General features: G+C 42.3%; 10 protein-coding genes and 1 tRNA gene. 5 read left to right on the top strand and 6 right to left on the bottom strand.

Features of this window, described 5'->3' with window-relative positions; all coding sequences use genetic code 11:
- Nucleotides 1-10 precede the first annotated feature (10 nt).
- Entirely contained in the window at nucleotides 11-1,225 is a 1,215-nt protein-coding gene (locus tag HRQ91_RS05850) for an iron-containing alcohol dehydrogenase (protein WP_210120682.1), read from the top strand.
- A 71-nt stretch (nucleotides 1,226-1,296) separates the two neighbouring features.
- Here the strand turns inward: HRQ91_RS05850 and HRQ91_RS05845 are convergent, their stop codons facing one another.
- Together HRQ91_RS05845 and HRQ91_RS05840 are read right to left on the bottom strand one after the other, a co-directional pair.
- Complete coding sequence (locus tag HRQ91_RS05845; RefSeq protein WP_210120681.1) at nucleotides 1,297-2,535, bottom strand: MFS transporter; 1,239 nt, start codon at nucleotides 2,533-2,535, stop codon at nucleotides 1,297-1,299.
- A 68-nt stretch (nucleotides 2,536-2,603) separates the two neighbouring features.
- Nucleotides 2,604-2,685, bottom strand: a tRNA-Leu gene (locus HRQ91_RS05840).
- Nucleotides 2,686-2,826: 141 nt separating this feature from the next.
- On the opposite strand from HRQ91_RS05840, the gene HRQ91_RS05835 reads away from it, so the two are divergent.
- Entirely contained in the window at nucleotides 2,827-3,477 is a 651-nt protein-coding gene (locus HRQ91_RS05835; RefSeq protein ID WP_210120680.1) for an HAD family hydrolase, read from the top strand.
- A gap of 152 nt (nucleotides 3,478-3,629) precedes the next feature.
- Here the strand turns inward: HRQ91_RS05835 and HRQ91_RS05830 are convergent, their stop codons facing one another.
- From HRQ91_RS05830 to HRQ91_RS05815, 4 genes are all read right to left on the bottom strand, one after another.
- The gene (locus HRQ91_RS05830) at nucleotides 3,630-5,024 is read right to left on the bottom strand and encodes a family 4 glycosyl hydrolase (protein WP_210120679.1); all 1,395 of its coding nucleotides are present in this window, start codon (nucleotides 5,022-5,024) and stop codon (nucleotides 3,630-3,632) included.
- A 54-nt stretch (nucleotides 5,025-5,078) separates the two neighbouring features.
- On the bottom strand, nucleotides 5,079-5,927 hold the full coding sequence (locus tag HRQ91_RS05825) for a carbohydrate ABC transporter permease (protein ID WP_210116523.1): 849 nt from the start codon (nucleotides 5,925-5,927) through the stop codon (nucleotides 5,079-5,081).
- Nucleotides 5,924-6,838, bottom strand: a complete 915-nt coding sequence (locus HRQ91_RS05820) for a carbohydrate ABC transporter permease (protein ID WP_210120678.1) — start codon at nucleotides 6,836-6,838, stop codon at nucleotides 5,924-5,926. The genes HRQ91_RS05825 and HRQ91_RS05820 overlap by 4 nt, the downstream gene beginning before the upstream one ends.
- 161 nt (nucleotides 6,839-6,999) lie before the next feature.
- Nucleotides 7,000-8,301: an ABC transporter substrate-binding protein gene (locus HRQ91_RS05815; RefSeq protein ID WP_210120677.1), complete on the bottom strand. Its 1,302-nt coding sequence runs from the start codon at nucleotides 8,299-8,301 to the stop codon at nucleotides 7,000-7,002.
- Nucleotides 8,302-8,631: 330 nt separating this feature from the next.
- Between HRQ91_RS05815 and HRQ91_RS05810 the strand changes: the two genes are divergently transcribed.
- From HRQ91_RS05810 to HRQ91_RS05800, 3 genes are all read left to right on the top strand, one after another.
- Nucleotides 8,632-10,419, top strand: coding sequence for a sensor histidine kinase (locus HRQ91_RS05810; RefSeq protein WP_210120676.1), 1,788 nt, complete (start codon nucleotides 8,632-8,634; stop codon nucleotides 10,417-10,419).
- Complete coding sequence (locus HRQ91_RS05805; RefSeq protein ID WP_210120675.1) at nucleotides 10,416-11,519, top strand: response regulator transcription factor; 1,104 nt, start codon at nucleotides 10,416-10,418, stop codon at nucleotides 11,517-11,519. The genes HRQ91_RS05810 and HRQ91_RS05805 overlap by 4 nt, the downstream gene beginning before the upstream one ends.
- A 268-nt stretch (nucleotides 11,520-11,787) precedes the next feature.
- Nucleotides 11,788-13,671, top strand: a complete 1,884-nt coding sequence (locus HRQ91_RS05800; RefSeq protein ID WP_210120674.1) for an ADP-ribosylglycohydrolase family protein — start codon at nucleotides 11,788-11,790, stop codon at nucleotides 13,669-13,671.
- Nucleotides 13,672-13,720: the final 49 nt, after the last annotated feature.

The following is a 13,720-nucleotide window of genomic DNA, read 5'->3' as shown; positions in this document are numbered from 1 at the left end:
AGGCATTGTTATGAGATTTACATTACCGAGGGACATTTATCACGGTAAAGGTTCTATCGAAGTTCTTAAAACCTTTACGGGGAAAAAGGCAATGGTTTGTGTTGGCGGCGGAAGCATGAAACGCTTCGGCTTTCTTGACAAGGTAGTCGGATATCTTAAAGAAGCGGGAATGAAAGTCGAAGTGTTTGAGGGTATCGAATCCGATCCTTCTGTAGATACGGTTATGAAAGGCGCCGATGCCATGCTTAAGTTCGAACCTGATTGGATAGTCGCCATGGGCGGCGGTTCTCCCATCGACGCGGCAAAGGCTATGTGGATAAAATATGAATATCCCGACACAACCTTTGAAGACATGTGTAAGGTTTTCGGACTTCCGAAACTGCGCAGAAAGGCGCATTTTTGCGCAATATCTTCAACTTCCGGTACGGCGACTGAAGTAACCGCATTTTCCATAATCACCGATTATAAAAAAGGAATTAAATTCCCCATTGCAGACTTTGAAATTACGCCTGATGTCGCCATAGTAGATCCTGCTCTGGCCGAAACCATGCCCAAAAAACTTGTGGCTCACACAGGTATGGACGCCATAACCCATGCAATAGAAGCCTATGTTTCTACGGCGCACTGCGATTACACGGATCCGCTTGCGATCTTTGCGATCAATATGATACAAAACGATCTCGTAGGTTCCTATAATGGCGATATGGCTAAGAGGGACAGCATGCACAACGCGCAGTGTCTGGCGGGAATGGCATTCTCCAACGCTTTGTTGGGTATAGTCCACTCTATGGCGCACAAGACGGGAGCTGTCTTCGGCGATTACGGCGCTCATATTATTCACGGAGCCGCAAACGCCATGTACTTGCCGAAGGTAATCGCGTTTAACGCAAAAAATCCTGAAGCAAAAAAACGCTACGGTGTCATCGCGGATCACATGAAACTCGGCGGCAAAAATGACGATGAAAAAGTTTCTTTGCTCATTAAAACGCTGCGCAAGATGAACGACGACTTAAATATTCCGCACGGCATTAAAAACTACGGAGCCGACAGCTATCCGACGGAAAAAGGCTTTGTTCCCGAAGACGTTTTCTTAAAGCGGCTTCCCGACATTGCAAAAAATGCGATCAGCGACGCATGTACCGGATCGAACCCGCGGCAGCCGACTCAAAAAGAAATGGAAGAATTGCTTAAGTGCTGCTACTATGACACTGAAGTTAATTTCTAGTCTTTGATAAGCTAAAATCTCAGCTTAAAAGATCTCCGGATTTTTCCGGGGATCTTTTAAATTTTTAACAATTAACAATTACCGTCAAAACAGCTTCCTTTTTTCTTCAGATACATAAATAAGACTACGGCGAGCGGCGGCAAAAACGACGCCCACAAAAACAAGGTCGGAAAACCGAATTTTTCGATTATTATTCCGCCTGTCAAACTTCCAAGTATATTCCCTATACCGTTTGCGCCTATCGCATAGAGAGCGAGTCCCGTAACCTGCTTTTTAGGCGGTACGTGCTCGGCAATAAACGAAATCGCTGCAGGATGAAAAAGTCCGAAAGTAAAATAATTTAGAAACTGTCCGGCTAAGGCGCCTGCAAAAGATTTAAACAATATATAAGTCCAAAGGCGAAGCGATATGACGATCGCGCACAGACACAGTATCTTTTCATTGCCGAAACGTCTTATAAACCGCCCGGAAAAGATCATTGCAGGTATTTCTACTGCGGCGTGAACAGCCCAAAATGCCGGAGCCGAATTCAACTTTAAAAATTCGGTAACATACAGGGAAAAAAACTTATTTATAGGCGACATGGCAAGAAAAGCAAAGATCAGCAGTACCATTGCGGCCCAAAACGACGCTGAAAATCCTGATACCAGCGATGACAGCGAAAAAGGATGTTTTTTTACCACAAGAACGCCGATCGCATGCCTGATTTTTTTTATACCTTTGTCGGTTTTATCTTGTATATTGTTTTTTTCCGCAATTTTTTTTACAAAAAGCGGCGGCATTAGCCCCGGCACAAAAAAAAGCGATGCCGCGGTTAAAATGGCGGGAATCGTCATCCACAAAGTCATTTCAAGACTGTTAGCATGCCTTCTGCTTAAAAAAATCTGCATGACAATATTCATCAATACGAAACTTAAAGATCCTATAGCTCGTACCTTTCCGTAATCGCTGTACCGTCCTATGAGTATGTTGTTTATCACGGTATCAGAAACAGGAAATAGACATTTGTATCCTACGGAATAAATACCCATAAAGAGAGCCGAAAACAAAAAATTATGGACGGTGACTATGGGGATCGGCAGCAATATGCAAGGCAGAAGAAGAAAAAAAAGATCTATTCCGTATTTATTCCTTTTTTCGATTAAATAAATACAGGGCAGGGCTAAAAACGTTCCCGTAAAGTCAAAGATTGACAACAATACGCCTATCTTAGCTATGTCGTACCCCACCGAAGCAAGTATGATGGGAAGATAAGTGTTTACGACCGCGTTAACCGTAAAAATAAAAAAAACGGGAATTATAATTTGCATAGTTTCGTACAAAAAACGTGTTCATAAAAAAAACCTTGCAATTCACTGAATCACAAGGTTTTATGCGATGCGGAGAACCTGACTTGAACAGGCACAGCTTTCGCCACCAGCACCTCAAGCTGGCGTGTCTACCAATTCCACCATCCCCGCGTTTTTATTTAATATATCGAAACAACCGATCAATGTCAAGCGTGAGATAAGGCAGTGTGAGATAAGGCTTGTTATGCGGTTTTAGATAAACGTACAGCCGATATCTTGATTTGAAGCGGGTTTAATACTACCATGTCGTCTATGAAAAAAATAGAAGCGATAATTTTTGACATGGACGGGGTAATACTCGATACGGAATCTATTTCAAAACGAGCGTGGTATGCGGCAGGCAAGGATTTTGGAATAGATACCGCTGAAATAGAAAAGATATTTCGTCTAAGCATGGGCTGCAACAAGAACGACACGAAAATTGCGTTAGAGAATTTATACGGTTCGGTATTTTCCGTAGACGAATTTCTAAAAAAAACATCCGTGTATTTTGATAAGATTGCAGGCGAGCATGGAATTCCTCTTATGAACGGGGCGAAGCAAGTGTTGGAGTATCTCAGCTCCCGTTATTGCGTGGCTCTCGCATCTTCTACGAGAAGATCGCGCGTCATACCGCAACTTACGGATGCGGGAGTAATAGATTTTTTTAAAACCGTAACTACGGGAGATTCGGTAACGCACAGTAAACCTGCTCCTGACATATATCTTTCAGCCTGCGAATCCATAGGATATTCTGCGGGCGTATGTGCGGCCGTTGAAGACAGCCCTAACGGAATAAAAAGCGCTTATGCCGCAGGCCTTTTTTGCATTATGATTCCGGATCAAATAGAGCCGGACGAGGAAATAAAAAAACTGCTTTGGAAGCTGTGCGAAAGCCTTGATGACTTAAAAAGTATTTTTTGAATTTGCGGCCCCCCGATAGAACTATTGCCGAGCGTTTCAGCTGTGAGATGTAAAAAGCGGAACGCAAGGCAGCAGTAACCGGCGCCGAGCCGCACGAAAAGTACTGCACCGACGTTCAGTAAAATTCAACTCGCAGTGCGGCTCCATGCGTTTTATGCCCAATGCCTTAATTTTTCGGGCAGATAAGACGCGGTATTGTCTATCATAGTTTTAAACAGCTCTCTTGCGTCGGAAATATTTAATTTTGAGCACAAGGGCTGGTTTATAAACGATTCGAAGATCATATCAAGATCGCGATTTTTTACGCCTTCATAAAGAACTTCGTTATTTATGAGGTTCCTCATCACAAGGGCTTTAGGACCGTCCGGCAGCGGTTTCGCAGTTACAGGCGCAACATAGTTGTTTGAAAAAACGCAGTTCGTTTCAACTACGGCGCCCATGGGGTAGTCGGGCATCTGTCCTTTATTCGGCATATTTACGTTTGATACCCGCGTTTCAAGCCCCAAAAGCGCCTTTATCAATTCTACGGCTTCTTCGCTCGATTTTTTTACAGTTACGGGCTTTTTACCTTCCGCCATAGCTATAGTCTCTTCGATCCGTTCTTTTTGCTGTTTTACACGGAAATCTACGGTCGTAAGGCGGAATTTCCAAAATTCCACGGCTTTAGGATTTTCCAAATACCATCCGTTATTCATAAACTCTACAAGGTGTCGGTCGCCTGCGGCTCCCAAAACATTGTATCTGTTAAACATGTCCATCTTTACCCTGTTCGCATAAGCGAACATATCCGTCTTGTATTTGTCCGCAGCGCCTTCTTCGTAATACCCCGAATCGAAATATTTTTTAATGAATTGGGGAAGAAGCGACATAAGGTTTATGTCTTTGTAATAGGCTTCGGTGATCCATGTAAAGTGATTTATCCCTGAAACATCGGTATAAATTTCATTTCTTTGAGGTTGGGGGATGCCTAAAATTTCGTGCGCTACACAGCAAAGGAATTTTTGGGTATGAAAAACTTCGTGGCAGCAGCCGAAGGCCTTTATTTTCGGAAACACGTCGTACAAGGTTTTTACACACAAACTCATCGGATTTGTAAAGTTTATAACCCATGCGTCCGGACAATAGGTCATTATTTTTTTTGCAAATTCTTCATAAACGGGAATGGTACGCATATTGCGTAAGACGGCGCCGGGACCGCAGGTGTCGCCAACAGGCTGATATATGCCGTATTTTTCAGGCGCGTGCACGTCGGAACGCATTTCTTCAAAGGTTCCCGGAAGTATCGAAATGACGACAAAGTCCGCATTCTTTAAAGCTCCGTCAATTCTTTTATAGACCGAATACTTCCATTTTGAAACGGCTTTTTCGGACTGATTGATTCGCTCTCCGATTTTTTTATTCCTTTCCGCCGATTCTACGTCGATATCGAAAAGCGCGATCTCTCCGGAAATATCCTTTGCAAGGGCAAGGTCGTTCATAAAAACGCGCGCCCACTGTTTGGATCCTCCGCCGATATAAGCGATCTTAATACTGTGTAAATCTCTCATATATAACTCCTGATATTTATTGTGATTTATAAACGTTAAAACTTCTTTAAACTTTTAACCTTTCAAACCGCTGGTGCTTATTCCTTCTACAAGATATTTTTGTAAAAAGATAAAGATAAGCATTACCGGCAATAAAGAAAGCGTAGACATGGCGAACATCGCCCCGTAATCGGACGAAGATCCCGGATCGCAGAAAAGCTTTAGCGCCAAGCTCACAGGATACTGCGTCGTCTGCTTTACATAAAGCAGCGCCGAAAGAAAATCGTCCCAGCGCCAGATAAAAGAAAATATACATGACGTAACTATAGCCGGCACAAGGAGCGGCAGAATTATGACGACAAACGTTCTGTAATAAGAACATCCGTCTATCTTAGCCGCTTCGTCAAGCTCTCTGGGAATTCCGTCTATAAAATTCATCATCAGATATATAAAAAATCCATGTGTGGCAAACCAAGAAGGCACTATGAGAGGAAGATAGGTGCCTACCCATCCCAGATGCAGATACCACAGGTACTGCGGTATCATAAGAATCTGCGCCGGAAGCATCATAGAAACGAGAATCATAGCTTTTAGGAATTTTTTTCCGAAAAAGTGAAGGCGGGACATAGCAAAGGCAACGACGGCGGAAGATAAAGCTGCTCCGAACGTCGCCGTAAGCGAAATAAACAAGGAATTTCTAAAATAAATCGCGAACGTCTGTCCCGGAGTGAATCCCTTCCATCCCGTCCGATAATTGCTTAAAACAAATTCTTTCGGGATAAGCTTAGAAGCCGTAGTAAAAATAGTATTGGTGGGCTTGAATGAACTCATAACCATCCACAAAAGCGGATAGATCATTGAAAATCCTATGATACACACCAATATGTGATAAATGATTTTTTCTTTTGCCTGTCCTTTCATCATACACCTCCTTCATAAACCCAAAATCTTTTTGTCGCAAACAAAAGCCATGTAAACAGCGCTACCACAAAAAGCATTATCCACGCGAGGGCGGAAGCGTAACCTGTGTTATAAAATTCGAAGGCCTGCCTGTAAACATAAACAGTGTACAAAAGGGTTGAATCCATGGGGCGTCCCTGAGTGATTATGTAGCACTGTGTAAAAGCCAAAAATCCCTGAATAGTCTGCATTATCAAATTAAAATGTATAGTCGGCGTAAGCAAAGGAAACGTAATTTTCCAAAACTGATCCCATCTGTTGGCTCCGTCAACACGGGCAGCCTCGTACAGCGTGGAAGGAATTTGTTTTAAAGAGGCTAAAAAGATCAACATGGAAGAGCCGAATTGCCATACCGTAAGTAAGATAAGAATCCAAAGAGCGGTCGATTTTTCGCCGACCCACGAAAACTGGGTGTTTATTCCTATTAGCCCCAAAAGAGCGTTGATCGTTCCGTTGCTTGAAAACATCCTGCGCCACAGTATTGAAACCGCTACGGAACCTCCTAAAATGGACGGAAGATAATATACTCCTCTGTATAAGCCCGACATCTTCGTCGTATTAAACAAGATCAAGGCGACAACAAGGGCAAAAGCCAGTTTTAACGGAACTGCTGCAAAGGAATATCTGAACGTTACAAACAGTGAACGCCAGAACGTTTCATCATCCGTAAATATTTCTTTAAAATTTTTAAGTCCATTCCAGACCGGCGGAGAAAGAATATCGTAATTACAAAAAGAATAATAAAACGAAATTAAGATCGGAATAATTAAAAAAACAAAAAAACCGAAAATAAACGGAGAAGCAAAAATTAGGCCGGCGCCGCCTTCCGTATTAGCTATTTGTTTCAGTCTGTTCAATCGGGAATTTTTCATCATTTTTATCCTATAAAATTGCGCTCGGTAGAAAATTTCGATTTTCTACCGAATGCGATTAATGCGCTCTTTGCGCACTTTAAATAAAAGCGCGTATTTGAAACAGCCGTAACCGTTATTAGGCTGATCAAACTGCCTCAAATACCGCGTTGAATTTTAAGGAACTATCTGGCGAGAATTTTATTTCCTTCGTCAAAAAACTCCGCAGCGGCTTTTTCCGCCGTGAGAATTCCGAAACATATCTTGTCTACGTATGTGGTCATAGTCTTGAAGACTTGAGGAGCCCCTTGCGGATCTGCGGGAGAGATTGCCGAACAGTTCGGAGAAACTACTGTGTTGATATATTTAATCACCATCTGCTGGGTCTCGTCAAACTTAGGTGCGATCGCATCCGCAACTACTGAAGAAGCGGGGATTCCGCGTTCACCTAAAAGAACGTTGTTGCAGTCCACCGAATTTGTTATATAGTTTATAAGCTGTGCGGCGATCTTCGGTTCTTTGCTGTCCACGGATACACAGAAGAACTGACTGGGTTTAAGATAATTTGCTTTTACCGGATCTTTTGCCGGCCACGTGGTAATGCCGAGTTTCATCCCTTCAGGAGCGGCCTTTGTAAATGCGCTAAGCTGATTGGACCAACCAAAATAACACCATGACATGTTGGAACCCGAGCTGCCGTATATCAAAGACGACTGTTCTACAGAACCTAACGTGCGCTCGGCAAATACTGTAGGAGAAATCATCCATCCTTCCTTTGTGCCTCTCTCGTAGATATCGAAAAAGGCTTTTAAGTTTTCAACCGTCGCATTGAATTTTTTATCGCCGAAAAGCTCTACGCCTTCGCCTCTCATGAAATATGTAAGGAATATATTTCCGCCGTATGAGGGATTCGTCTTATAACCCGTCTTTTTGTAAATTTCTGCGGAAAGCTGCATAAATTCTTCCATGGTCATATTGTCTTTTACCGTGATCCCGTTAGCGTCGAGAAGTGTCTTGTTGTAGAACAATGACGGTGCGTTTACTCCGTTGCATATAGCGTATACTTTTCCGTCCACGGAACCGGAAGCCAAGATTCCCTTGTTTATGTTGCTTACGTCCAAGACCTTGTCGTTGATATAGGGCTTTAAATCAACAAGAAGATTTTTGCTCACATACTGAGTAATATATTGATAGTCCATCTGGATTACGTCCGGCATCTGCTTCCCGGCGGACGACGCGGCCAGCTTGCTCCAATAGTCCGCCCATTCTGCAAACTGCGGGTCAAATTTAACGCCCGGGTTTTCAGCTTCAAACATAGAAAGGATTTTCTGTGTTCTTTCATTTCTCGTCTGGTTTCCCCACCAGAACATCGTAAGTTTTGCTTCTTTGGAAGCCCCTGACTTTTTGTTTTCCGCCTTTTTGCACCCGGTTACAAGTAACGCCGCAACAAGACAAAGGCCTGCTGCGATCTTTAATACTTTTTTCATTAAAACCTCCTGTTCTAAACCTAGATAACTTGGCTTTTTATAAAAGTATCATACCGTTTTTTTACTCTGTAAATCCTATAAATCGGCTTCATAGTATAAAAAACCGATTTTTATGCAAAAAATAGCAGCGGTGCCTTGCGGCGAACGCAAAGTTTCCCGTGCAAAAGGCAAGTAAAAAGCGAAGCGTCCGGAGAGGTTGTCGTGGTTTAGGGCTTTATGTATCGCATATTTGGATGATATAATTATATTTACAGTTTAACAAATTTGCCTTTCGGCAAACATCGCAAATTATATATGTGCAAAGTGTGCACATATGCAAAATTAAATTTTATGTTCGTATTAAAAAAACTTATCAAAAGAATCGAAGACGTTTTGAACAATTTTTCTTTGCTAAAAAAAATCCTATTTATAATTATTTTTTCAGGAACCGTGTTTTTCTGCGGATTTTCAATCATCGCCTTATATTACGTAACGAAAGCGAACACTAAAATGCTGTATTTGGAAATAGCTAAGAATCTCGTCTATTCGGGAAATAAAATATCTTCCACGCTGCGCTTGGCCGAAAACATGAGCAACCTTATGCTTTCCGACGGCACTATACAGCAGCAGCTCTTTATATCAAGTCAAAACAACGACCATAATACAAGAAGCACTGCATACAAATTACTGTACGATTCTCTTATCGCATATTCGTTCGAACTTCGTCCGCTCTGCATATCCGCCGCGCTTCTTGCAAACAATAAGTACCATATTTCTTCCGACATAAGCCTTGAGAGAACTCTGCCCGAAGATTTAAAAAATAAAATTATAACCGAGTCGGATCGGCTGTCGGGCGCACCAGTATGGATAACCGAATACGGCGAAACGCATGGAGTCTTTATGGGCAGAGCCGTCCGCCGCATAGAAAATTTGAGCCTTGAAATTTTGGGCGAAATAATATTTCAGCTCGACATGAACAGGCTGGTCAAAGAGTCGTCTTCAGCTTATGGCGAATACGAACCGTCTTTTATCTTTTTTAAAAACGGAAAGGTGTTTTATAAATACGGCATAAACACCGGCGAAAAATTTTCCGACATTCTGCATAAAATTCCTCAAAAATTATCCGGCAGAGAATACGGAGTTATAAAGATAAACAGGGACGATTTTTTCGCCGTAAAAAGCGCCGTTCCCGGATACGATTGGGAATACGTGTGCCTCGTCCCTTACGGCGAAACGGCAAAAATCCTTAAATATACGGCCATAATATATTTTACAGTCATCGGTTCGGGAATTCTGTTTTCGATTCTTTTCTCTTCGGTAACTATAGGCGCTGTTTCAAAACACATAAATTATCTTGTATCAAAGATCACAACCTTCAGGGGAGACAGCAAACAGATAATTCCCGTACGCTATGATTATTCAAAGCGGAGCGACGAAATAGGAATACTTCACCAACAGTTTGACCTTATGGTGCAGGAAATAAATAATCTGATACAGATGAATTATAAAAATGAACTTTTAATGAAGGAAGCCCAGCTTACGGCGCTCGAAAATCAAATAAATCCACATTTTCTTTATAATACGCTGGAATCGGTAAATTGGCGCGCAAAGATGATCGGTGCAAAAATAATTTCGACCATGGTGGAATCTTTGGGTAAACTTTTGCGCATAACGCTTAACAACTCTTTGACCGAACACACAATAAAAACGGAACTGGAGCTTGTAGACTGCTATCTTACAATCCAAAAAATTCGCTTTGAAGAGAGGCTCAACGCTTCGATTGTTTCCGATCCTCAATTAAACAACTGCAGAATTCCCAAGTTAAGCATTCAGCCGCTTGTTGAAAACGCGATACATTATTCCGTTGAAAATTCTACCGAAGCGTGTGACATTATTATTGAGATAGAGGAATCCGGAGAAAATATAAAGATAAGCGTAAGCAACAGCGGTTCACGATTTGTTAAAGACACTCTTGAAAAGCTTAAAAGCGGCGTCATGAAAAAACACAGAACCGGACTTGGACTTTTGAACATCGACAAAAGAATAAAATTAACTTTCGGCACGGAATACGGACTTTCTCTGTATAATAAACATGAGATGGCCGTCGCTGAAATATTGATCCCGAAGGAATACGTATGAAAACCGCGCTGAGGATGATAATCGTTGACGATGAAAGGATCATCCGAGAAACAATACGATCACTGATAAACTGGAAAGCTCTCGACGTCGAAATCGTAGGCACCTGCAAGGACGGAATAGAAGCCTACAATGCAATACTTGACGAATATCCGGACATCGTTCTCACGGATATCAAAATGCCCGGCTTTTCAGGACTCGAACTCATCGAAAACATAAAAAAGATCGACGGCGACATAGAATTTATCATCCTAACCGGCTACGAAGAATTCGCTTTTGCAAAGACTGCGATGCGCTTCGGAATACGGCATTATCTTTTAAAACCTTGCAACGAAAAACAAATAGTCGAAGCCGTTAAAGAAATACAAAAAAGTATATCTAAAAGAAATTCCGATTGGAAACTTCGTTCCGACGAAATTTATGACATTTATAAAAACGATATGACTGGCGACAGTACCGTGTCGTCTATGGAAAAGCTTTTAAACCGCATACCGGAGGCGGATCTTCAATCACGCAAAAAGATTTTCATCGACATGGGGAAAATCCTTGAGACCGTAACAGATAAAGAATTTTTGGTATTTTTGCTTTCTGGACTTTTGATCAAATACGCGGACAGAAGAGACATGGCTTACAGTCCCATGCAGATTATGGACTATGTTATGGAACTAAAGCGCATGAATACGACGGATGAAATACTTTCTTCATTTCTTAAAACGCTGCCAGTCATCTTTCCGCCTATGCTTACAGGAACCAGAAGCGTGGCGGATTTCATATCGAAGCTTATAGCCTTTGTTGAAACTCATATAGACGAGCAAAGTCTTTCGTTGAAATATATTTCCGAACATTATCTTTTTATGAACGTGGACTATGTTAGCAAACAATTTGTAAAACAGACAGGTTATCGTTTTTCGGATTTTTTAAACCGTAAACGAGTCGAAAAAGCCAAACAGCTTTTAACAGTACAGGCGGACGTTCAAATTTCAGATGTCGCGGAAAAGATCGGCTTCGGAAATAATCCTCAATATTTTTACCTTATATTTAAAAAATACACGGGGATGACGCCTATGGCCTATATAAACTCATGGAAAAACAAAATGGCCTAGCCGTCGGCTTCAGGTGCGTGTTTTTGCCCGGGAAACATGCCGATGCAACAGTGTTTTTTTATTAAGTAAGATAGCAATTGTCCGAGTTTTGTGTTACACTCGTTTTATGTCTGTAATTCCTCTTGCGGTATGTTTTCTAGCCCAACTATACCACAAATTCCAGACTTTAAATTAAAAAGTACTTGTTTTATATTAGACAGTAGTGAAAACTTGTAATGTTTTCTGGAAATGCCATAAAAACCATTCAAATGGAAATTCGGAGATAAAGATGAATGATTCTAATTATTTTGATCATGTATACGGCGGTTGGCTGGGAAAATGTCTGGGTGGCGCGGCCGGCACTCCGGTTGAAGGGATAAAAAAACTTATCGACCGCGACTTCAGAGAAGTGATTCGGCCGGATTTACCCAATGACGATCTGGATATGCAGTTGCTTTGGCTGGAAGTTTTGGAAGAGAAAGGCCTTTTACTGACGGCAAATGATTTGGCAAAAGCGTGGGATGAGCACTGCTGGTATCCCTTCAGCGAATACGGCATTTTTCTAAAAAATTATGAAAGAGGCATTATGCCGCCTTACAGCGGAAGCTTTAACAATCCGTTTTTTTGTGAAGGCGAAGGGTGCCCGATTCGTTCGGAGATATGGGCGATGGTATTTCCGAACAATCCGGACAAAGCCGCTTATTACGCCGGGCTTGACGGCAGTCTTGATCATGCAGGTGAATCAGTTTGGATCGAACAATATTACGCGGCGGTCGAATCCTGCGCCTTTACGCAAACGGATATGATCGACCTGCTAAAAAGTCAATTACGCTTTTTGCCGGAAGGCTCACGCGCGCTCGGATGCGCTTCGCTGGTGTTCTCGTTGGCGGAACAAGGTATCACAGATTGGCGAAAAGTCAGAACCGCGGTTTTGCAAAAATACGGCCATAATGATTTTACCAACTCCATCACAAATCTGGGGCTCATGCTTATCGCCCTTTTATACGGCAAAGACAATTTACAGACGGTAATAGATATAGCTTTCCGCAGCGGCTTCGATACGGATTGTACATGCGCAACCGCCGCGGCAATTTGGGGCATACTGTACGGTGCAAAAAAAATTCCCGAAGAGTTGAAAGCTCTGGTTAACGACGGCTATGTGGTAGGAATCGATATCAAAAGCGATTGCCGTTCCATATATCGCTTGTCAGAGCAAACCTGCCGGCTGGGCGAAACGCTGAAAAACGTAAGTCTGTTAACGCCGCCCCGCTGTGAGCAAAAATTCGATGAAGCAATTCATCAGGAAATTTGCTATTCGGATCAGCCGGCTATCGGATTCCAAGACAGCTGCCGCATCAAGCTTGTAACGCAAAACCGCTCGAACCAAACATACAGCCTTCATAGCCGAATTAAAAATTTGCCGGCAGGCTGGATAGTAGAACCGCAGTATCGGGATTTTTTGCTTCCTGCAGGACAAACCGCTGAAACAGAATTTTGTATCCGAACCTCCGACCAAATCAAATCAATTGCAAATATCAACAAATTAAAAGTCGTTACGGCCGAGAGAGAAAGACCTGAACAAATAGCTGAATTGAGTTTCGGTATTGCAGGAGCAATGGACTGGCTCGGAGTCGGCCCGTTTTTTGAAAATTTAGAAAAAAAAGATTTACCGAACATTCCGGCCGCCCATGACGAAGACAGTGGACGGCCAACCATGGAATGCAAGGTCAATAATGCGGTTTATCTTGATAAAGCGTATATTGACGAAAATAATTTTACGACAGCTTTTTCAGCTCAAGAAAAATGCATCATCCGCGGCTATGAAGATTTATTGCCGCTTGATCAAACGTTCGGATGTCGGGGACAAATTTGCGTTTATTTGCAACAGGAAATTATATCTCCGAAAGATCAAGACCTTTGGGTTATAATTGGTAACAACGACGGTTTTGTGCTTTGGGTAAATGACGAGAAGAAATTATGCTATGACGAGATGCGATTGTGGACTCCGTATAATCATTACGAGCTCGTACATCTTAAAGAAGGGAAAAACAGGATTGTTTTAAAGCTCCTACGTCGGGGCGAACAGTTTCGCTTCAGTCTCGGCTTTCGGAAATATGACGGCGAACATTTCCATAGAAAGCGGTGGTGCACGGATTTATCGGTAACACGCTGAAAGCCGGCTGCGAATAAAGAGACTAGGAGCGCTCTGGAAAACGCGCTGC

It is taken from the genome of Treponema parvum (assembly GCF_017893965.1).
GTDB classification, from domain to species: Bacteria; Spirochaetota; Spirochaetia; order Treponematales; family Treponemataceae; genus Treponema_D; species Treponema_D parvum.
Note: the sequence above shows the minus strand (reverse complement) of the source record. Positions and strands in the feature narration are given on the sequence as shown.

Excerpts from the sequence above, each read along its gene's own strand:
- HRQ91_RS05850 (WP_210120682.1), top strand. The coding sequence starts at position 11 with ATGAGATTTACATTACCGAGGGACATTTATCACGGTAAAGGTTCTATC.
- HRQ91_RS05845 (WP_210120681.1), bottom strand. The coding sequence starts at position 2,535 with ATGCAAATTATAATTCCCGTTTTTTTTATTTTTACGGTTAACGCGGTC.
- HRQ91_RS05835 (WP_210120680.1), top strand. The coding sequence starts at position 2,827 with ATGAAAAAAATAGAAGCGATAATTTTTGACATGGACGGGGTAATACTC.
- HRQ91_RS05830 (WP_210120679.1), bottom strand. The coding sequence starts at position 5,024 with ATGAGAGATTTACACAGTATTAAGATCGCTTATATCGGCGGAGGATCC.
- HRQ91_RS05825 (WP_210116523.1), bottom strand. The coding sequence starts at position 5,927 with ATGATGAAAGGACAGGCAAAAGAAAAAATCATTTATCACATATTGGTG.
- HRQ91_RS05820 (WP_210120678.1), bottom strand. The coding sequence starts at position 6,838 with ATGATGAAAAATTCCCGATTGAACAGACTGAAACAAATAGCTAATACG.
- HRQ91_RS05815 (WP_210120677.1), bottom strand. The coding sequence starts at position 8,301 with ATGAAAAAAGTATTAAAGATCGCAGCAGGCCTTTGTCTTGTTGCGGCG.
- HRQ91_RS05810 (WP_210120676.1), top strand. The coding sequence starts at position 8,632 with ATGTTCGTATTAAAAAAACTTATCAAAAGAATCGAAGACGTTTTGAAC.
- HRQ91_RS05805 (WP_210120675.1), top strand. The coding sequence starts at position 10,416 with ATGAAAACCGCGCTGAGGATGATAATCGTTGACGATGAAAGGATCATC.
- HRQ91_RS05800 (WP_210120674.1), top strand. The coding sequence starts at position 11,788 with ATGAATGATTCTAATTATTTTGATCATGTATACGGCGGTTGGCTGGGA.